Origin of the sequence: Streptomyces mirabilis (genome assembly GCF_018310535.1) — a bacterium.
In the GTDB taxonomy this organism is placed as follows: domain Bacteria; phylum Actinomycetota; class Actinomycetes; order Streptomycetales; family Streptomycetaceae; genus Streptomyces.
Genome location: NZ_CP074102.1, coordinates 5,100,034 through 5,124,480, shown reverse-complemented (window position 1 = coordinate 5,124,480; position 24,447 = coordinate 5,100,034). Strand labels below are relative to the sequence as shown.

The 24,447-nt window shown below is 71.5% G+C and carries 24 protein-coding genes; 11 read left to right on the top strand and 13 right to left on the bottom strand.

What is annotated here, in order from left to right; translation table 11 throughout:
* Positions 1-82: 82 nt before the first annotated feature.
* Complete coding sequence (locus SMIR_RS22740; RefSeq protein ID WP_060894562.1) at positions 83-634, top strand: GtrA family protein; 552 nt, start codon at positions 83-85, stop codon at positions 632-634.
* Positions 635-710: 76 nt separating this feature from the next.
* Here the strand turns inward: SMIR_RS22740 and SMIR_RS22735 are convergent, their stop codons facing one another.
* Both SMIR_RS22735 and SMIR_RS22730 read right to left on the bottom strand, forming a co-directional pair.
* Positions 711-1,988, bottom strand: coding sequence for a sensor histidine kinase (locus SMIR_RS22735; protein ID WP_168492287.1), 1,278 nt, complete (start codon positions 1,986-1,988; stop codon positions 711-713).
* Between the two features lie 302 nt (positions 1,989-2,290).
* Positions 2,291-2,968: a response regulator transcription factor gene (locus SMIR_RS22730; protein ID WP_018566970.1), complete on the bottom strand. Its 678-nt coding sequence runs from the start codon at positions 2,966-2,968 to the stop codon at positions 2,291-2,293.
* A gap of 491 nt (positions 2,969-3,459) precedes the next feature.
* Between SMIR_RS22730 and SMIR_RS22725 the strand changes: the two genes are divergently transcribed.
* From SMIR_RS22725 to SMIR_RS22715, 3 genes are all read left to right on the top strand, one after another.
* Entirely contained in the window at positions 3,460-4,956 is a 1,497-nt protein-coding gene (locus SMIR_RS22725) for an oligopeptide:H+ symporter (RefSeq protein WP_168492292.1), read from the top strand.
* A 115-nt stretch (positions 4,957-5,071) separates the two neighbouring features.
* Positions 5,072-5,335 (top strand): hypothetical protein, encoded by a 264-nt coding sequence (locus SMIR_RS22720; RefSeq protein WP_212727306.1) that lies wholly within the window; start codon positions 5,072-5,074, stop codon positions 5,333-5,335.
* Positions 5,332-5,703 (top strand): PIN domain-containing protein, encoded by a 372-nt coding sequence (locus tag SMIR_RS22715; protein ID WP_212727305.1) that lies wholly within the window; start codon positions 5,332-5,334, stop codon positions 5,701-5,703. Before SMIR_RS22720 ends, SMIR_RS22715 begins: the two co-directional genes overlap by 4 nt.
* A gap of 12 nt (positions 5,704-5,715) precedes the next feature.
* Here the strand turns inward: SMIR_RS22715 and SMIR_RS22710 are convergent, their stop codons facing one another.
* The 6 genes from SMIR_RS22710 to SMIR_RS22685 all read right to left on the bottom strand — a co-directional run bounded on the left by SMIR_RS22710 (position 5,716) and on the right by SMIR_RS22685 (position 11,263).
* Positions 5,716-6,987: a hypothetical protein gene (locus SMIR_RS22710; protein ID WP_168501075.1), complete on the bottom strand. Its 1,272-nt coding sequence runs from the start codon at positions 6,985-6,987 to the stop codon at positions 5,716-5,718.
* Positions 6,988-7,046: 59 nt separating this feature from the next.
* Positions 7,047-8,171: a hypothetical protein gene (locus tag SMIR_RS22705; protein WP_168501076.1), complete on the bottom strand. Its 1,125-nt coding sequence runs from the start codon at positions 8,169-8,171 to the stop codon at positions 7,047-7,049.
* Positions 8,172-8,197: 26 nt separating this feature from the next.
* Positions 8,198-9,148: a COG1470 family protein gene (locus SMIR_RS22700; protein ID WP_168492304.1), complete on the bottom strand. Its 951-nt coding sequence runs from the start codon at positions 9,146-9,148 to the stop codon at positions 8,198-8,200.
* A gap of 37 nt (positions 9,149-9,185) precedes the next feature.
* Positions 9,186-9,914, bottom strand: coding sequence for an LPXTG cell wall anchor domain-containing protein (locus tag SMIR_RS22695; protein ID WP_168492307.1), 729 nt, complete (start codon positions 9,912-9,914; stop codon positions 9,186-9,188).
* Positions 9,915-10,094: 180 nt separating this feature from the next.
* The gene (locus SMIR_RS22690; RefSeq protein ID WP_099922298.1) at positions 10,095-10,610 is read right to left on the bottom strand and encodes an ATP-binding protein; all 516 of its coding nucleotides are present in this window, start codon (positions 10,608-10,610) and stop codon (positions 10,095-10,097) included.
* Between the two features lie 284 nt (positions 10,611-10,894).
* Positions 10,895-11,263, bottom strand: coding sequence for an STAS domain-containing protein (locus tag SMIR_RS22685; protein WP_054236877.1), 369 nt, complete (start codon positions 11,261-11,263; stop codon positions 10,895-10,897).
* Between the two features lie 238 nt (positions 11,264-11,501).
* On the opposite strand from SMIR_RS22685, the gene SMIR_RS22680 reads away from it, so the two are divergent.
* Positions 11,502-12,422, top strand: a complete 921-nt coding sequence (locus SMIR_RS22680; RefSeq protein WP_211118723.1) for an RNA polymerase sigma factor SigF — start codon at positions 11,502-11,504, stop codon at positions 12,420-12,422.
* Between the two features lie 226 nt (positions 12,423-12,648).
* Entirely contained in the window at positions 12,649-14,157 is a 1,509-nt protein-coding gene (locus tag SMIR_RS22675; RefSeq protein ID WP_212727304.1) for a ricin-type beta-trefoil lectin domain protein, read from the top strand.
* A 22-nt stretch (positions 14,158-14,179) separates the two neighbouring features.
* Here SMIR_RS22675 and hutI read toward each other — a convergent pair whose 3' ends face one another.
* The 4 genes from hutI to hutU are packed head-to-tail and all read right to left on the bottom strand — an operon-like array spanning position 14,180 to position 19,633.
* The gene (gene hutI / locus SMIR_RS22670; protein ID WP_168492313.1) at positions 14,180-15,367 is read right to left on the bottom strand and encodes an imidazolonepropionase; all 1,188 of its coding nucleotides are present in this window, start codon (positions 15,365-15,367) and stop codon (positions 14,180-14,182) included.
* A 35-nt stretch (positions 15,368-15,402) separates the two neighbouring features.
* Entirely contained in the window at positions 15,403-16,743 is a 1,341-nt protein-coding gene (locus SMIR_RS22665; RefSeq protein WP_212728390.1) for a formimidoylglutamate deiminase, read from the bottom strand.
* Positions 16,734-17,963 (bottom strand): allantoate amidohydrolase, encoded by a 1,230-nt coding sequence (locus tag SMIR_RS22660; RefSeq protein ID WP_212727303.1) that lies wholly within the window; start codon positions 17,961-17,963, stop codon positions 16,734-16,736. Before SMIR_RS22660 ends, SMIR_RS22665 begins: the two co-directional genes overlap by 10 nt.
* Positions 17,960-19,633: a urocanate hydratase gene (gene hutU / locus SMIR_RS22655; protein ID WP_168492321.1), complete on the bottom strand. Its 1,674-nt coding sequence runs from the start codon at positions 19,631-19,633 to the stop codon at positions 17,960-17,962. The genes SMIR_RS22660 and hutU overlap by 4 nt, the downstream gene beginning before the upstream one ends.
* A 149-nt stretch (positions 19,634-19,782) precedes the next feature.
* Here hutU and SMIR_RS22650 point away from each other — a divergent pair, with 149 nt between their 5' ends.
* The 5 genes from SMIR_RS22650 to SMIR_RS22630 all read left to right on the top strand — a co-directional run bounded on the left by SMIR_RS22650 (position 19,783) and on the right by SMIR_RS22630 (position 23,831).
* Entirely contained in the window at positions 19,783-21,321 is a 1,539-nt protein-coding gene (locus SMIR_RS22650) for a type III PLP-dependent enzyme domain-containing protein (protein WP_422664458.1), read from the top strand.
* 276 nt (positions 21,322-21,597) lie between these two features.
* On the top strand, positions 21,598-21,996 hold the full coding sequence (locus SMIR_RS22645) for a hypothetical protein (RefSeq protein ID WP_054236907.1): 399 nt from the start codon (positions 21,598-21,600) through the stop codon (positions 21,994-21,996).
* 113 nt (positions 21,997-22,109) lie between these two features.
* On the top strand, positions 22,110-22,841 hold the full coding sequence (locus SMIR_RS22640) for a transcriptional regulator (protein ID WP_168501078.1): 732 nt from the start codon (positions 22,110-22,112) through the stop codon (positions 22,839-22,841).
* Between the two features lie 38 nt (positions 22,842-22,879).
* Positions 22,880-23,389, top strand: coding sequence for a roadblock/LC7 domain-containing protein (locus tag SMIR_RS22635; RefSeq protein WP_168492325.1), 510 nt, complete (start codon positions 22,880-22,882; stop codon positions 23,387-23,389).
* A 67-nt stretch (positions 23,390-23,456) separates the two neighbouring features.
* The gene (locus tag SMIR_RS22630) at positions 23,457-23,831 is read left to right on the top strand and encodes a roadblock/LC7 domain-containing protein (protein ID WP_075027337.1); all 375 of its coding nucleotides are present in this window, start codon (positions 23,457-23,459) and stop codon (positions 23,829-23,831) included.
* A gap of 23 nt (positions 23,832-23,854) precedes the next feature.
* Here SMIR_RS22630 and SMIR_RS22625 read toward each other — a convergent pair whose 3' ends face one another.
* On the bottom strand, positions 23,855-24,424 hold the full coding sequence (locus SMIR_RS22625; RefSeq protein WP_168492327.1) for a hypothetical protein: 570 nt from the start codon (positions 24,422-24,424) through the stop codon (positions 23,855-23,857).
* Positions 24,425-24,447 lie beyond the last annotated feature (23 nt).

Sequence of the window (24,447 nt, the reverse complement as noted above, 5' to 3'; positions counted from 1 at the left end):
CAGGCACGAGGGCGGCCCGCTGGTTAGAGTGGCTGGGTTGAATTTTTCGACCGATGTCCGACCTACGGGGGCTGGCGACACCATGGGCAGTGCTTCTTCGGGGCTTCACGTACGGCCCCGCAGCGCGGTTCGCCGCCGGTTCGACCAGCTGTTCCGGGAGATCGCGAAGTTCGGGGCAGTCGGCGGAGCGGGGCTTCTCGTCAACCTGGTGACCTTCAACCTGGTGCGTAGCGCGACCGGGCTGCAGGTCGTACGGGCGAGTGTCATCGCCACGATCGTCGCAATCGTCTTCAACTACATCGGGTTCCGCTACTTCACGTACCGGGACCGTGACCGTGGCGGCCGCACCAAGGAGATGGGCCTCTTCGTGCTGTTCAGCGCGGTGGGGCTGGTCATCGAGAACGGTGTGCTGTACGTGGCGACGTACGGGTTCGGCTGGGACAGCCCGCTGCAGAGCAACATCTTCAAGTTCCTCGGCATCGGCATCGCGACGCTGTTCCGGTTCTGGTCGTACCGCACGTGGGTGTTCCGTACGGTCCCGGACGAGGCGCGTGAGGTCCTGGAGAGCGCGGAGGCGCTCCTCGACGAGGAGCCGGAGCCCCGACGGTCCCGGGCACGCGCACGGGCGAACTGAGCCGTCCAGGGCCGGTCCGGGGCTGTCCTGCCGTCCGCGGCCGTGCGACCGTCCGGGGCTGTCCTGCCGTCCGGGGCTATCTGACCGTTCGTTCCTCGTCCTCCACCAGCGGTGGCCTCTTCAGCGGGGTGCGGGAGAGGAACAGGCCGAACACCGGCGGCTGTGCCTGGAGCATCTCCAGACGGCCCCCGTCCGCCTCCGCGAGATCGCGGGCGACCGCGAGGCCGATGCCCGTGGAATTGCGGCCGCTGATCGTGCGCTCGAAGATGCGGGCGCCCAGGTCGGTGGGGACACCGGGGCCCTCGTCCGTGACCTCCACGACGGCCTGGTTGCCCGTGACACGGGTGCGCAGGGCGACCGTGCCGCCCCCGTGCATGAGCGAGTTCTCGATGAGCGCGGCCAGCACCTGAGCGACCGCGCCCGGGGTGCCGACGGCCTGCAGATGCCGCTTGCCCGAGCTGACGATGGCGCGGCCCGCGCTGCGGTAGGCCGGGCGCCACTCCTCCAGCTGCTGCTTGATGACCTCGTCGAGGTCGAAGGTGACGGCGGAGCCGGTACGGGGGTCGCGGGCGTTGGTGAGCAGCCGCTCCACCACGTCCGTGAGGCGCTCGACCTGCGTCAGGGCGATCGTCGCCTCCTCCTTCACGTTGTCCGGGTCATCCGTGAGGGTGATTTCCTCCAGGCGCATGGAGAGGGCCGTCAGCGGCGTACGGAGCTGGTGGGAGGCGTCCGCGGCGAGGCGGCGCTCGGCGGTGAGCATCCGTGCGATCCGCTCCGCGCTGCTGTCCAGGACGTCGGCGACACGGTCCAGCTCGGGGACGCCGTAGCGCTTGTGGCGCGGGCGGGGGTCGCCGGAGCCGAGCCGCTCCGCGGTCTCCGCGAGGTCGGTGAGCGGGGAGGCGAGTCGGTTGGCCTGCCGCACGGCCAGCAGGACCGCGGCGACGATAGCGAGCAGCGCGACCAAGGCGATGATCAGGAGGGTGCGGCCGACCTCGCGCGTCACGGCCGAGCGGGGCTCCTGGACGGTGACCGTCTCGCCCTCCTCGCCCTTGGCCGTGGAGTGGATGACGTCACCGCTGGGCTGGAGGCCGAGCTCGACGGGGGCCTGGCCGGGGATGCGGATCACGGCGTACCGGTCTTCCGCGATCTGGTTCTTGAGGATCTCCGCGTTGATGTGCTCGTCGCCGAGGATGCGGCTGTCGACGATGCTGGCCAGGCGCAGGGCCTCGGAGTCCACGCGTTCCTGGGCGCTGTTGCTGATCGTGCGGGTCTCGACGATCACGAGGGACACGCCGAAGACGGCGATCACGACGAGCACGACGGCGAGCGTGGACTGGATGAGACGGCGACGCACGGGGTCCTCCGGGCGGGTGGCTGTACGTGGACCAGTGTGCCTTGACGCCGTACCGGGCAGGGGCGGGGGCGGGCGTTCGGGTATCGCCGGGGTTCTTCGGGCGCGAGTGGGTGAGGTGCGCGTGGGGGTGAGGCGCGGGTGCGGGTGAGGCGCGGGTGCGGGTGGGGTCGTTCCCTGTCCGCGGGCCGGTGGGGGCTGGGCGCGCAGTTCCCCGCGCCCCTGACGGGGCGCGCTGGGGCTGGGGGCAGAGCCCCCAAGTAGGGGTGGGACCACCCCCGCCCCCACTTCCGCCCCGCGGGGCCTCAGCTCTTTTCGAAGCGGAAGCCGACTCCTCGTACCGTCGCGATGTAGCGGGGGTTCGCCGCGTCGTCGCCGAGCTTCTTGCGGAGCCAGGAGATGTGCATGTCGAGGGTCTTGGTGGACGACCACCACGTGGTGTCCCAGACCTCGCGCATCAACTGGTCACGCGTGACGACCCGGCCGGCATCACGGACGAGGACCCGCAGCAGGTCGAACTCCTTCGCCGTGAGCTGGAGTTCCTCGTCGCCCATCCAGGCCCGGTGCGACTCGACGTCGATGCGCACCCCGTGCGTGGCGGGCGGCTGCTGCGGCTCCGCGGCGCCGCGCCGCAGGAGGGCCCGGACACGGGCGAGCAGTTCGGCAAGGCGGAAGGGCTTGGTGACGTAGTCGTCGGCGCCCGCGTCGAGACCGACGACGGTGTCCACCTCGTCGGCGCGCGCGGTCAGGATGAGGATGGGGACGGTATGGCCTTCGGCACGGAGGCGGCGGGCCACTTCGAGGCCGTCCATACCGGGCAGGCCCAGGTCCAGGACGACCAGGTCGACGCCGCCCTGCATTCCGGCGTCGAGCGCGGTGGGTCCGTCCTCGCGCACTTCGACCTCGTAACCCTCCCGGCGCAGGGCGCGGGCCAATGGCTCCGAGATGGACGCGTCGTCCTCGGCGAGCAGTACACGGGTCATGGGGTGATGGTAGTCCGCCGCGGACAGCGCCTGTGGTGTGATCGCCAACCGTAATTCTTACCCGGGGCTGTACGGTTTCCCGCCTGCGGCTGTGGGAAGCGATCTTGCCTGACACCTTCGAATGGGTATCCGTGGTTCCATTATTACCTGTGATCCATGTCTCAAGTCCTTCCATATGCCACATTGAGATGTCGTATGGTGACCAGACGCCTGTAGCACCAGTAGGGGACCTTTGGCGCGTACTTGACGCTGAAGGTCTCTTTCATGTGCGGGCTGGTGTTCGCCAGCCTTGAAAGGAATGACCTGTGGCCGGGCCCGAGCGCATCGATGCGTGACGGGCGTGGATCCCGGTGGTCGCCGTCCACCGCTTCGCAATCCGGAGCGGACTCCCCGTGGGCGTGGGGAAGGACGGGCGAACCCCGCCGGTGCCGGCCGCCCCCCACCGGGCGCGTAACGCTCAAGCAGCGCGTCCCGACCAGCAAGGAACGACCATGGCGTCCAGCCTGACGAAGGACTCGGTGACTCCGGGCACCCCCGGTTCCGAGAGGACCTTCTTCGGCCACCCCCGCGGACTGGCCACTCTCTTCATGACCGAGATGTGGGAGCGATTCTCCTACTACGGCATGAAGGCTCTGCTCCCGCTGTACCTGGTGGCACCGGGCGGCCTGCACCTGAGCGCGGCCACCGCGACCGCGATCTACTCGGTGTACCTGTCCCTGGTGTACCTGCTCGCCCTGCCGGGTGGCTGGTTCGCCGACCGTGTCCTCGGCCCCCGCAAGACGGTCGCCGTCGCGGGCGTCATCATCATGCTGGGCCACCTCACGCTGGCCCTGCCGTCGTCCGGCACGTTCTACGGCGGCCTCGGGCTCGTCGCGATCGGTTCCGGTCTGCTGAAGGCCAACATCTCCACGATGGTCGGTCACCTCTACGACGGCCCGGACGACCCGCGCCGTGACGGTGGCTTCACGCTCTTCTACATCGGCATCAACGTCGGCGCCTTCGCCGCTCCGCTGGTCATCGGCACCGTCGGCGAGAACGTCAACTGGCACCTGGGCTTCGCGCTCGCCGCGCTCGGCATGGCGCTGGGTCTGGCCCAGTACCTGCTCGGCGGCCGTCACCTGAACCCGCGCTCGCACGAGGTTCCCACGCCGCTGTCGGCCGAGGAGAAGGCCGCGACGCTGCGCAAGTCCGCGCTGTGGGCGGCCGTCGCGGTGGTCTTCTACTGCATCGTCGGCTTCTCGGGTCACTACACCCTGAACTGGCTGCTGGTCCCGATCACCATCGCCGGTCTGATCATCCCGGTCATGGTCATCGGCCGGATCAAGCGGGACAAGGACCTCGACCGCGCCGAGCAGTCGAAGATGTCCGCGTACATCTGGTTCTTCGTCGCCGCGGCCGTCTTCTGGATGATCTACGACCAGGGCGGCTCGACCATGTCGATCTTCGCCGACTCCTCCGCCGAGAACACGATCTTCGGCTGGGAGTTCCCGGTCTCCTGGTACCAGTCCGTCAACCCGGTCATGATCATGGCGCTCGCGCCGGTGTTCGCCTGGGCGTGGCTGGCGCTGAACAAGCGCGGCAAGGAGCCGAGCACGGCCACCAAGTTCGCGTCGGGTCTGATCCTGATCGGTGCCTCGTTCTTCCTGTTCCTGGCTCCGCTGACGATCGCCGAGGGTGGTCACAAGGCGGCCGCGATGTGGCTGGTCGCGATCTACTTCGTGCAGACCGTCGGTGAGCTGACGCTCTCCCCGGTCGGCCTCTCCGTCACCACGAAGATGGCTCCCGCGAAGTACGCCTCCCAGATGATGGGCGTCTGGTTCCTGGCCGTCACCGCCGGTGACGCCACGACGGGTCTGCTGTCCATCGCCAACGTCGACCTCAACAAGACGGGCATCGTCGCCCTGGAGGCCACGCTCGCCGTGATCGCCGGTGTCGCGGTGTGGATGTACCGCAAGAAGGTCAAGGTCCTGATGGGCGACGTCCACTGACGCACGCCACCACGTAGGCGCTGTTTTCCGTACGCCGAAGGGCCGCCGCACCACTTGGTGCGGCGGCCCTTCGGGTTTTCCCCGCACCGTCGGTATTCACTTGTGTTCTCTCACCATGGGTGACACCACGATCAAGATCAGCGAGTCGATAAGGGACCGTCTGCGCACACTCGCGGAGGAGCGCGGCCTGAGTACGCGCGCCTATGTCGAGCGCGTGGTCGCCGCGACGCCCACGGAGGCCGAGCGCGCCAAGCGCACGGCCCGGGCCATCGCGTACGTCCGGGCCAATCTGCGCGAGGACTTCACCGAGGCCGACGTCCGCGAGGCGCAGGAATGGCGTGCCGCGATCGCGTCGGGGCAACTGGGGGAACGCCGGTGATCATCCTGGACCACACGGCGGTGCTCGCGCTGTGCCGCGGCCACCGACTGTTGTCCGGCCTGGCCGTCGTCGAGGTCGACGGCCCCGGCCAACGGGCGCACATCCCGGCGTTGTGCCTGGTGGCCGCGGGCCTCCAACTGCCGGGTGATGCCGCACGCCTCGGCGCGCTGCCCGGCCTGGAGTTCCTGCCCCTCGACTTCGCCGGCGCCACGACGGTGGAGCATGCGGTGTCCGCCGGCCTGGAATGGGCCTACGGCCATGCAGTCCACGCGGCGGCCGCCGGTTCCGTCGAGGGGCAGGTACTGACAGCGACACCCGAGGCCTACAACGGCACGGGCGTGTGGGCCGTCGACATCGGCAAGCCCTGACCTGCCTCCACCTCAGCGCAGGCGCTTGCGTGGCATGAACGTGAAGATCGCTCCGCCCAGCAGGATCACCGTCCCCGCGACCAGGCCGAGTGCCCTGAGCATGCCGTGATCGTCGGCGCCCGTCTGGGCGAGGCCGCCGCTGGAGGACGTACCGCCCGAAGAGCTGCCCGAGTTCCCCGAGGAGCCCGAGGAGTCGCCGCCCGACGCGCCGCCCGCCTGTTGTGTGGTGTCCAGGGTCAGGGAGACCTCGGACTTCGTCGGGGTGCAGGTCGTCGTCGTACCGAGGGCCTTGATCGTCAGCACGCCCGGGGACAGCGTCGACCGCCCGCTCGCGCCCGGCTTGTACGTGCCCGTGAGGTCGGGGATCTCGATCGGGTCGCCCGACTTGATCGCCTGGGAGTTGGTCGGCCCCTCGACATGGACCGTGCCCTTGTCCGAGCCGCCCAGGGCCACCTCCATCGACGGCTTGACCGAGTCCGCCGGGATGTCGGCCGGGCTGTCCATCACGGACTTCTTGAACTGGACGGTGAGGTCGAAACTCCCCCCGTTCTTCTTGGCGTCGATCTGCACGGGAGAGGTGGCGTTCTTGTCCCCGATGGGCGTCTTGCACGCGTAGGGGACGGAGACTTCCTTGCCGGTGAAGTCGGTCTGGCCACTGTCACTGGGACTCGCCGACGACGATCCGGTGGGCTGCGTCGACGGTGTGGTGGAGGGAGTGGTCGTAGGAGTCGTCGAGGGCGTGGTGGAAGGTGTCGTCGTCGGTGTGGACGAAGGTGTCGTCGACGACGCCGTCACCTCGATGGTCGCCGCCGGCGCCACCGTCTGGGTCGGTGCGCACTTCGTGTCCGTCGAGAAGGCGTTGATGCTGTACGCGTCCGGTGTCAGCGTCACCTCGCCCGGCGCCGTCAGCTTCAGCGTGCCCTTCATGTCGGAGAGCACCATCGCCCCGCCCTTGGGGATGGCCGGGTTCTCCCGAGGTCCCTGCATCGCCACGTCGGCGGTCTGCGCACCGGCCGCCTTGAGGGTGCCGCTCGGCTGGACCGAGTTGGCCGGAAGGTCGATGAGGTCGGGGTTCTTGGAGGCGGCCTGTGTGAACTTCCAGACCACCGTGACCTCGTCGCCCACACTCGCCGTCGCGGGCGCGTTGATCTCCACCTTGGTGGTGCCCTCGACGGGATCAAGGCCCGAGGCCGCGGGCGGAACGCATCTGGTCGCGTAGGACACCTCGGCGGCCTGGGCGGGGCCCGCGGCCACGCCCACCAGAATGCCCGCGCCGCCGAGCATCAGCGCGACCCCGGCCGCGCTCGTTCTGCGACCTCCGGGCACAACTCTCCGTCGCCTGTTCACGTGTTCCCCTTCGTCGTCGGACTGGTGTCGTGCGGTGCGGAGAGCTGACCGTTCGCCGCGGTCCCCGGAACGTTGTCCGGCGTGAACCACGGCAGGGTCGGGTTCGTAGCGGTGCCGGGTGGCACGGGCGTGGCCGCGGAGGCGCTCGCCCCGGGCACACGGGACGGGCTCGCCTCGGCCATGCGGAACGGGGCGGGCCTCGGCACACGGGAGGCGAGTCCGGGCAGGCGCAGGCTCCGGTGGCGCCCCGCCCGCCCCGCCGATCTGCGCGGGCGCACCCGGTCCACCACGGCCATCCCGACCCGGAAGACCGCGGCCGGCACCACCACGGCGAGCAGGATCCAGAAGAGGGTCACCCCCCAGGGGCGGCCCACCCCCCAGGGCTGCTCGGCGAGGACCTTCCCGCCGTACCGCAGCGAGACCGTGTAGTCGCCGTGCGCCCCGGCCGCGAGCTCGACCGGCAGGTTGATCTGCGCCTTCTTGCCGGGTGCGATCGTGCCGCGCCAGTCCTGGTCCTCCCACTGCGGCGCGAACACGCCGTGGGAGGTGCCGATCTGGAAGACGGGGTCCTTGACGGCGGCGGTACCGACGTTGCCGACGGTGAAGACGAGCTCGCGCGAGGCCGGCGCGCCGAACCAGGTCAGCAGCCCGCTCGACCCGTCGAGGCGAGTGTCGGTGAGCACCGAGAGCCGCCCCCCGCCCACCTCCTTCGGCAGTGGTTCGACCGAGTGCCCGGCGACCATGAAGATCGCGTCGGCCTCCGCCTTCTCCCCCGTGACCGTGGCGACGTGCACCACGCACGGGCACGGTTCGGGTGGCTCGGTGACCGGCAGTTCCTTGCTGAAGTGGCCCTGCGCGTCGGTGGTGACGGCGCGGCCGTCGGCGTTGGCGCAGGAGTTGGTGCCGCCGATCACCCCACGGGACGGCACGGCCTGCCCGCAGATCAGCATCATCAGCAGGGTCTTCGGCCGCCATCCGTTGCCGGTCACGGTGATCGAACCGCCCGTCCCCGCCTCGGACTTGGACAGGCTCACACCGGGTTTCCCGGCTGCCGACGCCGGGGACACCGGCCCCGCCAGCGGGGCCAGGACGAGCGCGAGCGCCGCCATCAGCGCCGACATCCGCGCCTTGCCGCTCAGGACTCCGCTCACGACACCGCTCCCGTCCACTCGACTTCCGTACGCGGCCGTTCACTCGTCCCGCCGTCCGTCGTACGACGCCTGTGACGTCGTACGCCCCACCAGACGCCCAGCGCCGCGAGCCCCGCCCCGGCGGTGGCCGCGAGCGCGCCCCACGGCACGAACCGCACCGACGCGGACGCCGTGGCGCGCGCCCCGCCCGCCGCCGTCACCGTCAGCCGTACGTCGACCGCGTCCAGCGTCGGGGGGTCGCGCCAGGGTTCGGTGAGCGTGACGCGGCGGCCGGGCAGGAGGTCGAGGGGCAGGGTGCGCGGGGCGCGGTCCAGGGCCCGGCCGAGGACGCCGTCGGCGCGTACCGCGAGTTTCGGGGTGAGCACGGTGTTGCCTCGGTTGACCAGCTCGTACGAGATGCGCCCGCCGTGCACGGCGACGTGCTCGACCGTGAGCGCCGACACCGCGGGACCGCCGACCCGCAGCTGGACCTGGACCGCCGAGGACCGGCCGCCCGCGCCCGCCACGATCGCGCCGGGGTGGTCCCCGGGCGTCGCGCCCGCCGGAACACTCACGGTGAACGGCACGTCGGCCCGGGTGCGCGCGGGCACCCGCAGCGAGAGCGTGCGCACCGGGACCCGGCGGCCGTCCCGGTCTCCGGCGAAGGCGATCCACGCGCCCGTGTCCGTGGACTTCCCGGCCGCACGCACGGTGAGGTCGCCGTTCTTGGTGTTGTCGGCGTCCGCGCCGCGCAGCCGCACGGTCACGGGCCGCGCGCCCGGGTTGAGCACGGACACGGAATCCTGCAGCACCGTGCCGGGCGCGCCCTCCGCGTAGACGTACGGCCGCCCCTCCGGCGCGCTCGCGGACGGCGCGAGGGACCAGCCGTCGTCGGCCGCGGCCACCGGGGCGGCGGCGGCCGACAGCAGCACGGCGACGGCACAGCGGAGGACGGGGGCGTACGGCATCGGCGGCTCCTGCTGGTCGTACGGGGGCGCGGCGCCCTCAGCGGCGGGTCGTCTGATGCCTGCGGGTCAGCCACAGCGTGCCCGCCGCGCCCGCGAGCAGCACCGTGCCGCCGAACGTGCCGAGGGCGATCGCCGAGTCGGCGGGACCGGTCTGCGGGAGCTGGCCGCCGGAGTCGGTGCCGGTCGAGCCCGTCGAACCGCCCGAGCCGCTGGATCCGCTGGATCCACCGCTTCCCGAACCGCCCCCCGCCGCCGTGACGTCGAGGGTCAGCGACGGCCCGGGGTTGTTCGTGGGGGTGCAGGTGGTCGTCGTGCCGAGCGCCTTGATCGTGAGCACGCCCGCGGTGAAGGTGACCTTGCCGGTCTTCTTCGGCGTGTACGTACCCGACAAGTCACTGATCTTGATGGGGGTGTTGGCGGGGATCGCGGCCGCGTTGGCGGGGCCGCTCACGGCCACCGTGCCGCTGTCCGCGCCGCCCACCTTGATCACGGCGCTCGGGCTCATCGCGCCCTTGCCGAGCTCCACGGGACTGGAGGAGACGCCCTTCTGCCAGGACATGGTGAGCTTGTAGCCGCTGCCGCTCTTGACGCTCTTGATGTCGATGGGCGAGACGGCGCTCTTGTCGCCGATCGGCGTCTTGCACTGGTAGTTGACGTTCACCACGCTGGCCTCGGCGGCGGGGGCGGCCATCAGCACCGCCGAGCCGGCCAGGGCCGCGGCGAACGCGAGCGCGGCGGTTCGTTTCTGGTACGTCCGGTACGACACCTCGGGGCCTCATTCCTGACGGAACATCAGATCGGCCGTCAAGGTACGCCCGGTCCCTTGTGGAGGGAAGACAAAGTGCGCGCCGGATCCGAGGAGATCCGGCGCGCGTTCGGCAACGTACGAAGAAGGGTTCGAACCGCGGGTAACCCAAGGTGGGAGTTGCACCCGGGATCGGGTGGACTACGCGGGCGCCCCGAGTTCCGCCCACACCGTCTTGCCGGTGACCCCCGGAGTGCGTACGACTCCCCAGTCCAGGCACAGCCTCTGCACGATGAACATGCCGTGGCCGCCGGGGCGGCCGGCGCGGTGCGGGGTGCGCGGGGCGGGCTGGCCCGCGCCACGGTCGGAGACCTCGACACGCAGTACCTTGTTGTCGCAGGCGATCCGGAGCTCGTCCGGACCCTCGGCATGCAGACAGGCGTTGGTGACGAGTTCGGAGACGACCAGCAGGACGTCCTCGGCGGCGGCCCGCCGGTCGGCGCTCGCGGCGGGCAGCCAGCCCCACGCGTGCAGCGCCTGGCGGGCGAAGTCGCGGGCGAGCGGCACGACGCCGCTCTCGCCGTCGAAGCTCAGCCTGCGGGCCTGACGCCCTCCTGACGGGACGGCCAGGCCGCCGCCCCCAGGTGCCCCGGAAGCGCCGCCGTCGCCCGACTCCGGGCCGCGGTCGCCCGGCGAGTAAGGCCGGGTGGTGCTCATCAGCGCTTCACCTCACCGATTCACCAGTTTCACGATTCAAGACTCAGCACTCAACATGTGGTACGCGCCGCGGGTGCTTCCGCACTCAGGGCGTTCCGGACGAATATCTACGACGATCACCTACGACGTTCCCACCGATTGTTGCCGACATAGTCAGGATGTCTCCTGCCCGACCGATCCGTCGGAACACCCCCTTTGTTCGACGGGGATGGTGTGACGCGGGCGATGCCGCGATCGCAGAGGGGACTCCGGAGCACGCCGAGGCGGGGCCCCGACCGCCCCGCCTAGTCGGCCAGGGCCGCATCGAGCGTCTCGTGGACGGTGAAGACGGCCTCCGCCCCGGTGATCTCGAAGACCCGGGCCACCACCGGCAGCATTCCCGCCAGGTGGACTCCGCCACCCGCGGCCTCGGCTTTCAGCCGGGCGCCGAGCAGCACGTTCAGACCGGTGGAGTCGCAGAACTCCAGTCGCGAGCAGTCCACGACCAGTCGCGAGTGCCCCTTGTCAAGGCAGTCCTCGAGTGGCTCACGCAACAATTCAGCCGTGTGGTGATCCAACTCACCCGCGGGGGTCACGACGGCGCTTGAGCCCTCTTCCCGCACCTCGACTAGAAGCCGGCCCGACTGTGCGCTGCCGACCGTCTGGCGGTCCATGCCGTCTCTCTCCCGAGCGTCGCGACTGCTGGTGTACGCACTCGAACACTACGCCTTCCTTACGATCCCCGACACCCGAACAACCCCCCGAAAATGGACATTTCGTCACGCAACGCACTTGCGGGCGGCGCGCGAAAGCGGGTAGGGCTAGTAGCGACACCTATTCGACACGGCCGGCTTCGGAGGCGCCGCACACCGCAGTGCACGCATTGGCATCGGCGGCCATATGCCGAGAACGATGGAGGACACCATGTCACCCCGGCTCGACGGATCGCAGACCCAGACGGCGACGTCGACACCTTCTCTGGAACGCCCGGAGCGTCTCGACGAAACCGGAACCAGCGGACTCGACGGACTCGACGGACTTCCCGAGATCCCCCCGTACGACGAGGTGGGACCGGTGGACGCACGGGCCCTGTCCAAGACCCTCTTCGAGCGGCTGGAGTCCCTCGAAGAAGGCACCCACGACTACTCGTACGTGCGCAACACGCTGGTCGAGCTCAACCTCGCGCTGGTCAAGTTCGCCGCCTCCCGCTTCCGCTCCCGCAGCGAGCCGATGGAGGACATCATCCAGGTCGGCACGATCGGCCTGATCAAGGCGATCGACCGCTTCGAACTGAGCCGCGGCGTCGAGTTCCCCACCTTCGCGATGCCGACCATCATCGGCGAGATCAAGCGCTTCTTCCGCGACACCTCCTGGTCCGTGCGCGTACCGCGCCGACTGCAGGAACTGCGTCTCGCCCTGGCCAAGGCGGGCGACGAACTCGCCCAGCAGCTCGACCGGGCGCCCACGGTGGGCGAGTTGGCGCAGCACCTGGGCATCACCAACGACGAGGTCGTCGAGGGCATGGCCGCCTCGAACGCCTACACGGCCAGTTCGCTGGACGCCCAGCCCGAGGAGGACGACTCCGAAGGCGCGCTCGCGGACCGCATCGGCTACGAGGACCACGGCCTCGAGGGCATCGAGTACGTGGAGTCCCTCAAGCCCCTGATCGCCGAACTCCCCTCGCGCGACCGGCAGATCCTCTCGCTGCGCTTCGTCGCCAACATGACGCAGTCCGAGATCGGTGACGAGCTCGGGATCTCGCAGATGCATGTGTCGCGGCTGCTGTCGCGGACGCTGGTGCGACTGCGGAAGGCACTGACGGTCGAGGAGTGACGGTCGAGGAGTGACGGTCGAGGAGTGACCGCTCCCTGCCCCCTCCGGCACCTCTCTCCTTCAGCCGAGAGCGGTCCGGCGCCGACGGCGCCGGACCGCTTTTTTTCTTGCGCCTCCTTCCTCCCTCTTTCCTCAAAGGGCCACCCCCGTCACTATGAGCACTCCAAACTGGCTGGTACGTCAGGACGGGAGCGAGTGACCGCACGGGGTACGAGGAGGCCGACACATGGCTCAGGACGACGCGGGCGCGTCCGACACGCGGCTCACCGAACTGCTGAGCGCCGACACCGACAGCGCGTATCCGGCCCTCCAGGAACTCCGCGAGCGGCACCGCCCGTCCGTCCTCGCCTACGCCCGTCTGTGCACCCGTAGCGAGTCGGCGGCGCGGCAGCTCGCGGCGCAGGCGTTCACCCTGGCGGCCCAGGAGACGGCGCGCGGCTCGAACCCGAGCGTCCCCTGGCGCCACCGACTCCTGCTGCTGGCGGCGCAGGTGGCCGCCTCGTGGGCGAGGGACGAACGGGCCGCCGGCCTCGACCCCGGTCTGCTCCTCGTGCTGAGCACGGCGGGCCCCGGCGGGCCCGTGCCGCCCATGCTCGCCCCGTTCCAGTCCCTCCCGTCCCGTACCCAGGGCCTGCTCTGGTACGGAGTCGTGGAAGAGGAGCCAGCCGACCGGGCGGCCGTCCTGCTCGGCCTCACCCGTGAGGACGTGACGTACGGCGGGCAGCCCGCGCTGCAGGCCCTGGGCCAGGCCTGTCTGAAGTCCCGGCTCGCCGCCTCCGACGACCCGCGCTGCGGGGACTTCCGGCGGCTGATCGAGGAGTCGCTGCGGCCGGACAACCCCCGTTCCAGCCCCGACCTGCACGCCCACATGGCGCACTGCGCGCACTGCACGACGGCGTACGAGGAGCTGTCCGCCCTGCGCGACCATCCGCGCACCGCCCTGGCCGAGGGACTGCTGCCGTGGGCGGGCACGGCGTACGTCATGAGCGAGGCGGGCGAGCCCCGGCCCGGCGTCCCCACCTCGTCGGGGCCCTGGCCGCCGTCCCGCCGCTTCGTCCTGACCTCGGCGGCGGCCCTCGGCGTCGCCCTGGTGCCGCTGCTGTTCGTCGTGCTGTCGTCGGGCGGCTCGCCGTCCCAGAACACGGCGGGCTCGGTCACCACCCCGTCGAGCGTGCCGCAGGTGACGGTGACGGCGACCGTCTCGGCGACCCCCTCGCTCCCGGCCCCGCTGCCCTCCGCGACCAGCAAGTCGCCTTCCCCGACGCGGAGCCCCTCCCCGTCGAGATCGGCCAGTCCGACGCCGTCCCCCACGCCCACCCCGGCCTACCCGCCGGGCAGCGACTACGCCCAGGTCGTGAACATCGCCTCGGGCCTGTGCCTGGACATACGCGACGGCGATCTGACGCAGGGCACGGACGTCGTCACGGCCCCCTGCACCTCGGCCCGCACCCAGCGGTGGCGGGTCGACTCCGGGCGCGGCGTCCTGCAGTCGTACGCCGACTCCGACCTCTGTCTGGACAGCCGCGGCTCCGTCGACAACGGCGTCGGGATCTGGGACTGCGGCTCGATCGACGGCAGCCACGGCCAGAACCTGAGGTTCACCGTGGACGACGACGGCGTGATCCGCCCGTCCATCGCCGTCGAGACCGCGGTCACGCCGAGCGGCGGGGACGGCGTGTCCCTGCTGCCGCTCGACGGGGGTACGAGTCAGCGGTGGCGGGCGGGGGCCTCGTGACCCCGGCGTCGTGACCCCTGCGTCAGAGCTCGCGTACGCCGCGCCGCCAGACGCCGGTGACCAGCGGTACGCCCGGCCGGTAGGCGAGGTGGACGTGGCTGGGCGCGTCCAGGAGGGCGAGGTCGGCGCGGGCGCCGACGGTGAGGCGGCCGATGTCCGTGCGGCGCAGGGCCGCCGCGCCGCCCGCCGTGGCCGACCAGACCGCCTCGTCCGGGGTCATGCCCATGTCCCGTACCGCCAGTGCGATGCAGAACGGGACGGAGGAGGTGAAGGACGAGCCCGGGTTGCAGTCGGTGGAGAGGGCGACGGTCACGCCCGCGTCCAGGAGGCGGCGGGCGTCCGGCCACTCGGCGCGGGTGGAGAACTCGGCGCCGGGGAGCAGGGTCGCGACCGTCCGGCCGTTCGCCAGGGCCTCGACGTCCGCGTCCGTGAGGTGGGTGCAGTGGTCGGCGCTCGCCGCGTCGAGTTCGACGGCGAGCTGGACGCCGGGGCCGTACGAGAGCTGGTTGGCGTGGACGCGCGGGTGCAGGCCCTTGGCCTTGCCGGCCGTGAGGATCGCGCGGGCCTGGTCGCCGTCGAAGGCGCCCTTCTCGCAGAAGACGTCGACCCAACGGGCGTACGGGGCACAGGCGTCGAGCATCTCGCCGGTCACCAGGGCCACGTACGCGGCCGGGTCGTCGGCGTAGTCCGGGGAGACGATGTGCGCGCCGAGGTAGGTGACCTCGTCGGTGTGCGCCGCCGCGATGCGCAGCGCACGGGCCTCGTCCTCGACGGTGAGGCCGTAGCCCGACTTGGTCTCGAAGGTGGTGGTGCCCTGGCGCAGGGCCTCGTGGAGGTAGTGCGTGAGGTTGGCCTCCAGGTCCTCGTCGCTGGCGGCGCGGGTGGCGGCGACGGTGGTGCGGATGCCGCCCGCCGTGTAGCTGCGGCCCGACATACGGGCGTTGAACTCCTGGGTGCGGTCGCCCGCGAAGACCAGGTGCGAGTGGGAGTCCACGAAGCCCGGGATCACCGCCCGGCCACCGGCGTCGACCCGGTTGTCAGTGGCGGGTGCTTTTCTTGAGTCACCGGTCCACGCGACGCGGTCGCCTTCGATGACGACGGCCGCGTCCTGGATCAGGCCGAGGGGGGAGCCGTCACCGAGGGAGGGATCGTTGGTGACCAGCGTGGCGATGTTGGTGATGACGGTGGTCGTGCCGGTGGTGCTGCTCATGGCGTCCTCGTGGGGGCGGAGTTCGGCGGTCGTCTCTAGGCGCGCAGGGCTTCGACTGCCTGCGCGAGGGCCTGCGGCACATCGGGAACAAGGGCGTGCGCTCCGTCTCGTACGACATGCCGGCCGCCCACGACCGTGTGCCGTACGTCGGCCGCCGTCGCCGCGAATACGGCCGTCTCGGCGCCCAGGCGCGGCACCGGCCCCGCTGTTCTGACCGAGTCGAGGGCGATCGTCGTGAAGTCGGCGAGCGCGCCCGCTTCGAGGATGCCCACGTCCTGCCAGCCGAGGGCCGCGTGGCCGTCGGCGGAGGCGGCGCGCAGCAGGGCGGCCGCCGTCCAGTGACCGCGGGTGCGGGTGCGCAGGCGCTCGTTCAGCTCCATCGCGCGGGCCTCTTCGAGCAGGTCGATGACGGCGTGGCTGTCGGAGCCGAGGGAGAGGGGCGAGCCGGCTCGCTGGAGGGCGACGGCGGGGCCGATGCCGTCCGCCAGGTCCCGTTCCGTCGTCGGGCACATGCACGTGCCCGTCCGGGAGTCGCCCAGCAGCGCGATGTCCTCGTCCGTGAGGTGCGTGTTGTGGACGCCGGTCGTGCGGGAACCGAGCACGCCGTGGTCGGCGAGCAGCCTCGTCGGGGTGCACCCGTGGGCGGCCTGGCAGGCCTCGTTCTCCGCCGTCTGCTCCGACAGATGCACGTGCAGCGGGGCCCGCCGCTCCTCGGCCCAGCGCGCGACCGTCGCCAGCTGTCCGGCGGGCACGGCCCGTACGGAGTGGATGGCCGCACCGATCCGTGCGTGATCACGGTCCTTGAGAAGTGAAGAGCGTTCCGCCCAGGCATCCGCGCTGCCGTCGGAGAAGCGGAGCTGGTGGTGGTTGGGCGGCTGCCCGAAGCCCGAGGACACGTAGGCCGTGTCGAGGAGGGTGATCCGGATGCCGGCCTCGCCCGCGGCTGCGATGAGCGCCTCGCCCATCGCGTTCGGGTCGGCGTACGGGGTGCCGCCGGGGGTGTGGTGCACGTAGTGGAACTCGCCGACGGCCGTGACGCCCGCGAGCGCCATCTCCGCGTACACGGCGCGGGCGAGCGCGTGGTACGTGTCCGGGGTCAGCTTGTCCGCGAAGGAGTACATGATCTCGCGCCAGGTCCAGAAGGTCCCGGAGCCGACCTGGACGGTGCCGCGCAGAGCGCGGTGGAAGGCGTGCGAGTGGGCGTTGGCGAGCCCGGGGAGGGTGAGTCCGCGGAGGATCTCGGCGCCGGGGGGCGGGGTGGCGGTGTTCTCGCGGACGGCGGTGATCCTGCCGTCCGTCACGTCCAGGGCCACGCCCGGCTCGACGTGGGTGTCGAGCCAGGCGTGTTCAAGCCAGTACGTCTGCGTCACCTGCAGGCCAGCCCTTCGAGTACGTCGGCGAGTGCGGTCACCCCGGCCACGCAGTCGTCCTCGGCGGCGTACTCGGCCGGGGAGTGCGAGACACCCGTGGGGTTGCGTACGAACAGCATGGCGGTCGGGACGGTCCCGGAGAGGATTCCGGCGTCGTGTCCGGCGCCCGTACCCAGGACGGGAACCGTGAGTCCCGCGGCCCCTTCCCCGTCCTTGCCCAGGATGCGGGCGAGCTCGTCGCGCAGGGCGTGCTCGAACTCGACGACGGGGGTGAACGACTCGCGGACGACGTCGAGTTCGACGCCCTGGGCCTCCGCGTACTCGCGGGCGGCCTTCTCGACGCCGGTGACGACCGTGTCGAGGGTCGCCTGATCGGCGGCGCGGGAGTCGAGCCAGCCGCGCACGAGGGAGGGGATGGCGTTCACGCCGTTCGGCTCGACGGAGATCTTGCCGAAGGTGGCGACGGCGCCGGCGAGCTGGGCTTCGCGGCGAGCGGCGAGCACGGTCTCGGCGTACGACAGCATCGGGTCGCGGCGGTCGACGAGCCGGGTGGTGCCCGCGTGGTTGGCCTCGCCCCGGAAGTCGAAGCGCCAGCGGCCGTGCGGCCAGATGGCGCTGGCGATGCCGACCTGGTCGCCGCTGAGGTCGAGGGCGCGGCCCTGCTCGACGTGCAGTTCGACGAAGGCGCCGATGCGGGCGAGGCGCTCGGGGTCAGGACCGATGGTGTCGGGGTCGTGTCCGGCGCGCTCCATGGCCTGCGGGAGCGTGATGCCGTCGCCGTCGGTCAGCCGGTGCGCCTGCCCGACGGTGAGTTGTCCGGCGGCCAGCCGGGAGCCGACGCAGGCGAGTCCGAAGCGGGCACCCTCCTCGTCGCCGAAGTTGACGATGGCGAGGGGGCGGGTGAACTCGGCCTTACGGGCGCGCAGTTCGTCCAGGGCGGCGAAGGACGACACGACGCCGAGGGGCCCGTCGAAGGCCCCGCCGTCGGGCACGGAGTCCAGGTGGGACCCGGTGACCACGGCGTCGCCCTCGGCGGGGTCGCCGAGCCAGGCCCACTGGTTGCCGTTGCGGTCCAGCTCGTAGCGCAGCCCGCGGGACTCGGCCTGGGCCCGGAACCAGGCCCGGCAGTCGGCGTCGGCCCCGGTCCAGGCGAAGCGGCGGTAGCCGCCGGAGGCGGAGCTGCGGCCGATCGGCAGCAGCTCCGCCCACATGCTGTGGAAGGTCACGCGGCGCCACCCTCGTCGCCTTCGCGCATCGGGATGCGCACGCCGCGCTCCTGGGCAACGGACTCGGCGATGTCGTACCCGGCGTCGACGTGCCGGATGACACCCATGCCGGGGTCGTTGGTGAGCACGCGGCGGATCTTCTCGCCGGCCAGCTTGGTTCCGTCGGCGACGGACACCTGCCCGGCGTGGATGGAGCGGCCCATGCCGACGCCGCCGCCGTGGTGGATGGAGACCCAGGAGGCGCCGGAGGCGACGTTCACCATGGCGTTCAGCAGCGGCCAGTCGGCGATCGCGTCGGAGCCGTCGAGCATGGCCTCGGTCTCACGGTACGGGGAGGCGACGGAGCCGCAGTCGAGGTGGTCGCGGCCGATGGCCAGGGGCGCGGCGAGCTCGCCGGACGCCACCATGTCGTTGAAGCGCTCGCCTGCCTTGTCGCGCTCGCCGTAGCCGAGCCAGCAGATCCGGGCGGGCAGGCCCTGGAAGTGGACGCGCTCACCGGCCAGCTTGATCCAGCGGTGCAGGGACTCGTTCTCGGGGAAGAGGTCGAGGATCGCCTTGTCGGTCTTGGCGATGTCCTGCGGGTCGCCGGAGAGGGCCGCCCAGCGGAAGGGGCCCTTGCCCTCGGAGAAGAGGGGGCGGATGTAGGCGGGGACGAAGCCGGGGAAGGCGAATGCCCGCTCGTACCCGGCGAGCTGGGCCTCGCCGCGGATCGAGTTGCCGTAGTCGAAGACCTCGGCGCCGGCGTCCATGAAGCCGACCATCGCCTCGACGTGCTTGGCCATGGACTCCCGGGCGCGGGTGGTGAAGCCCGCCGGGTCCTTGGCGGCCGCGTCGGCCATGTCGTCGAAGTCGATGCCGATGGGGAGGTAGGCCAGCGGGTCGTGGGCCGAGGTCTGGTCGGTCACGATGTCGATCGGGGCGCTCTCGGCGAGCATGCGGGGCAGCAGCTCGGCGGCGTTGCCCAGGAGGCCGATGGAGAGCGGCTTTCGCTGGTCGCGGGCCTCGACGGCGAGCTGAAGGGCGTGCTCCAGGGAGTCGGCCTTCACATCCAGGTAGCGGTGCTCGATGCGGCGCTCGATGGCCCGCGGGTCGACGTCGATACAGATCGCGACGCCGTCGTTCATCGTCACGGCGAGCGGCTGGGCGCCGCCCATGCCGCCGAGACCGGCGGTCAGGGTGATGGTGCCCGCGAGTGTGCCGTTGAACTTCTTGGCGGCGACGGCGGCGAACGTCTCGTAGGTGCCCTGGAGGATGCCCTGGGTGCCGATGTAGATCCAGGAGCCGGCGGTCATCTGGCCGTACATCGTGAGGCCGAGGGCCTCCAGACGGCGGAACTCCTCCCAGTTCGCCCAGTCGCCGACCAGGTTGGAGTTGGCGATGAGGACGCGCGGGGCCCACTCGTGGGTCTGCATGACGCCGACGGGGCGGCCGGACTGGACGAGCATCGTCTCGTCCTGCTTGAGGGTCCGCAGCGTGCGGACCATGGCGTCGAAGGAGCGCCAGTCACGGGCGGCCTTGCCGGTGCCGCCGTAGACGACGAGCTTGTCGGGGTGCTCGGCGACCTCGGGGTCGAGGTTGTTCTGCAGCATCCGCAGGGCGGCTTCCTGCTGCCATCCCAGGGCACTCAGTTCCGTACCGCGCGGCGCTCGGACGGGGCGGGGTCCTGACATGGTCTGCCTCCTAGCGGACTGTTGCAGTAGATATTCACATCCTGGCTTCTTGAATAGAGCTAGTCAATAGATGAGTGGGCCAGCGGGGGCGTGGCGCGGATGTTTGGCTGGGATGTATGGGTGCAGACAGGGACACGAGGGAGGATTCAGTGAGCGATGGGGCGGCAGGGACCGGGGTGTCTTCGACGGGGACGCCTTCGACCGGGATGCCTTCAGCGGCGGCGTCTTCGGGTGGGGCGCCTTCGGCGGGCGGGGCGCCATCGAGTGAGGCACCCTCGGCGAGCGGGGGTGAGTCCGGCTCCGATCGCGTGACGCGGCGCGACGATGCCGTCCGGGCCGCCGTGGAGCATGGACTGCTGGGGCCCGAGGCCCCCATCATCGCCCTCCTCGACGTTCCCGGCATCAAGGCCTCGGCGGCGGAGCTGCGGGCCGCCTTCGACGCGGTGACGGCGCCGGGCACACCCGTGCTGCACGCCTTCGCGGTGAAGGCGACCCCGCTGGTGCCCGTACTGCGGCTGCTGCACGAGCACGGCATCGGCGCGGAGGTCGCGAGCCCCGGCGAGCTCGCCCTCGCACGGGCGGCCGGCGTGCCGCCCTCCGAGACCGTGCTCGACTCACCCGCCAAGACGATCGCCGAGCTGCGCGAGGCGCTGGCACTGGGCATCGCCGTCAACGCGGACAATCCGCAGGAGCTGGACCGCATCGACGGCCTGGTGGGGGACCTGCCCGACGGGCCGAACGGCGGTCCCGCGGGATCCCCGCACCCCCGCCCCCCCATCGGAATCCGGGTGAACCCGCAGGTCGGCGGGGGTTCCATCGAGGCGTTGTCCACGGCGACGGCGACCTCGAAGTTCGGGGTCGCACTGCGCGACGAGGGTGCCCGGGAGTGGATCGTCCAGGCGTACGCCGACCGGCCGTGGCTGACCCGGCTGCACGCGCACACCGGGTCGCAGGGGATCCCGCTCTCGCTGATGGCACGGGGGATCGCGGAGACGTACGCGCTCGCCGAGGAGATCAACCGGCGTGTCGGGCGGCAGCAGATCGACACGCTCGACATCGGCGGCGGACTGCCGGTCAACTTCGGCTCCGACGTCACGACCCCGACGTACGCGCAGTACGCACGGCTGCTCGCCGAGGCGGTGCCGGGGCTCTTCGACGGGCGGTACGGGCTGGTCACCGAGTTCGGGCGGTCGCTGCTGGCCAGGCACGGGACCGTGGTCGCGCGGGTCGAGTACGCGAAGTCCGCCGGAGGCCGGCCGGTCGCGGTCACGCACGCCGGGGTGCAGATCGCGACCCGCACGGTGTACGCGCCCGGGTCCTGGCCGCTGCGGATCGCCGCGTACGACGCGTTGGGGCACCCCAAGGCGGGGCCGGACGTCGTCCAGGACATCGCGGGGCCCGCCTGTTTCGCGGGCGACCTGCTCGCCGAGGGGCGCGCGCTCCCGCTGCTCGAACAGGGCGACTACGCGGCGGCGTTGGACACGGGCGCGTACTACTTCGCCCACCATTACGCGTACAACTCCCTGGCCCGGCCGGGCGTTTACGGCTTCGCGTCGGTCGAGGGCGGGAACCGCGACGGCGGCAGGAGTACGGATGTGCGGTTCGCGGTCGTACGGGAGCCGCAGGGCGTCGAGGAGATCGTCGCGGAGTCGGGCGGCGCACGGCCGACAGCACTCACGGCGCTGTAGCACCCGACACCCGGCACCCGGCGCCCCGAAACAGAACACGGCGTGCGTGGCCTCGCCGCGCACCCCGGTGGACCTGCGAGCGCCCCCCGGTGCGCCTCCACAACGCCCTCACCAGCATCCGAACAGCGCCAAGAGGACTGAAAATATGGTCAGTTGACCCACCTTAGTCACCGCGCGCATGTTCCACAGGAAAATGCCAGATCCCTCACCCGTCGCGCACACGTTGCGTAACTTCGGCGTCACTCGGCCGAACCCTTTGGCGGGAGGGGATACGTGGTGCCCGGAATCGACGAGTGCCTACTGGAAGCCATGCGACTGCCCGGTGCCCGGGGCGCCGCGGTGGTCGACTGGACCAGCGGGCTGGCCCTGGGCACGGTCGGGGATGCCCCGGGCGGTGACCACGAGACGACCGCGGCGGAGGCGGCCGAGCTCGCCCGGCTCGCCGCGGAGCACAAGGCGTTCGCCCCGTCCGACGGGTCCGACTGGTCCGAGCAGGAGACCCCGGTCGAGGACCTGATCGTCAGCAACCGTGACAGCTACCACCTGCTGCGGTTCGTCAGGACCACGTTCGACAGCAGCGTGTTCCTGCATCTGTGGCTGGACCGGGCGGACGGCAATCTCGCGCTGGCCCGGATCCGGCTCGGTGAGATGGCTGGACGGCTGGTGCTGGGATGACGACGGTCAGAACACCGCCCGCACTCGAACTCGCCGTGCGCAAGGACAGCGACCAAGACCACGACAAGCACAACGACACCGACAGGGCGGCGGTCCCCGTCGGCCTCTCGCCCATGCTCAGCCGACTCGCCGCCGAGCGGGCCACCGGCGTGCTGGTGCGCGAGCGCGGGGTGCTCTACCTCTGTGACGGCGAGGTCGTGCACGCCGAGAGCCCCGCCACCCCCTCGCTCGACGTGCTGCTCACCGCGCGCGGAGTGCTGGCGGCCGAGTCCTGGCGGGAGGCGGTCGCCGAGGCCGGGGCGCGGCGCCGGGTCGGGCGGTTCCTGGTCGAGCGCGGCCGGATCGCCGAGGGCGCACTGGAGCTGTGCCATCTCGGGGCGCTGTACGACGCGGCGTACTTCGTGCTGGGGCCGAGCAGCACTCCGGCCCGGTTCCGGTACGGGGCCGCGCACTGGCTCGGTCCAGTGCGTCCCGTGTCCGTGGCCGCGGTGGAGCGTGAGACGCTGCGCCGCCGCCAGCTGCTGCACCGGGTCTGGCCCGACCCGGCGACGGACACCGCCCCGTTGGCGCGCGCCCGGCGCGCCGCCGAGCCGTCGGTCCCCCTGCGCCAGTGGGCCGTGCTCGGCCGGGTGGACGGTATGCGGACGGCGTCGGACATCTCGCTCGCCCTGGGGCGGCCCGCGTTCCACACCCTCGTCGACGTCCGCCGACTGGCCGCGGCCGGGTTCGTCACGGCGGCGAACGCGCCGGAGCGTGCGCCGTTACCCAAGGTGCTCACCCAGTCTTCCGCCGATCCCGACGTCGCGTTGTTGCGCCGGCTCCGAGACGCGCTGGAGGCCCTGTGATCCGCGCGCTGCGACAGCGTGCCGAGAGGAGACTGCTGATGGCGGCGGAACCCGAAGTCCTCGACGAGCTGCACCGGTTGAGGGCCCGCGTGCCCCAGCTGACCGGTGCGTTGGCGGCCAGCGTCGACGGACTCGTACTCGCCCACGACACGCCCGGAGTGGAGCCCGAGGGCGTGGCCGCGCTCACCGCGGCCGCGCTGGGGGTGGCCGTGCGGATGGCGGACGCCACCGGGCAGGGCGAGTTCCGCGAACTGCTGGTGCGCGGCGTCGACGGCTATGTGGCGACGTACGCGGCGGGCGGCTCCGCCGTGCTGACGCTGCTGGCCCAGGACCGGGTCAATGTCGGCCGGCTGCATCTGGAGGGGCGCCGTTCCGGTACCCGGATCGGCGAGCTCGTGGAGGCCGCGACGGCGCGCGGTGAACCGGTCGCCCCGGCACGGGCTCCCGCGCGGCCCGCCTCCATGCCGACGCGTACCCGTACGGCGCGCGGCACGCCCCGCACGCCCCCGACCCCCACCCCCAACACCCCCACCGCATCGGAAAGCTGACCGAAGAGTCGGCCCGAGCGTCGGACCGAAGAAGTCGGGCCGACAAGCCGAAAGGAAGAACCACACCATGACGAACACCGAAACCGCGCTGAAGGAAGCACTCGCCTCCATCGAGGGCGCGACCGGAGCCGCCCTCGTCGACTACACCAGCGGAATGGCGCTGGGCACGATCGGCGGCAGCAAGGGCTTCGACCTCACCGTGGCGGCGGCGGGCAACACCGACGTGGTCCGCGCCAAGATCCGCACCATGGAGCACCTCGGGCTGAAGGGCGAGATCGAGGACATCCTGATCACGCTGTCCGACCAGTACCACCTGATCCGGCTGATCAAGGGGCGCGGCGGCAACGGGCTCTTCCTGTACCTGGTCCTCGACTCCAAGCGGGCCAACCTGGCGATGGCCCGGCACCAACTGAAGAGGATCGAGGCGGACCTCGAGGTGTAGCGGCCCCCGGTCGCCGCCTCGGGTCAGCGGCGTCGCGCTCCGCCGGGCGCGGCGTCGCCGGCCGCCACTCCGGTGGTCCGGCAGGCCTTGACCGGCTTTCCGGCGGGAGCACCGGCACGTCGGCCGAGCCAGTCGACGCGCACCCAGATCAAGGCCTCCTCGGCCCGTTCACGGCGCCCGAGCCGGCCGGCCTTCAGCCACAGCCCGACGCCCGCACCGGCGAGCAGCATGCCGCCCGCGGCAGGCACCGCGAAGGAGCTGCCGAGCGCGGCCACGAAGGCAAGCAGCAACCACCAGCGATGGCCCCGGCGCCAGTTGCGTACCGTCACGGCCCGGTCCTGGAGCACGTCCTGCTTGCTCGCGCGTGCGGCCGAGCGGGCGAGTGCGGCGTACCGCTTCCCGCGGGTGTACGCCACCACGACCGCCGCGAGGATGAACAGCGCGGCGCCGGCCATGACCCCGATCCGGCGTCCGGTCAGCCCCGGCAACAGCACCCCGATACCGGCCGCGAACACCCCGAACCACCACAGTGGTGCCGCCCCGGCCCTCACCACGACGGCCACCCGAGCCAGGCCCTGCCCTCCGCGCGCCACGTTCTCCGCCTCCCGTGCTTGCG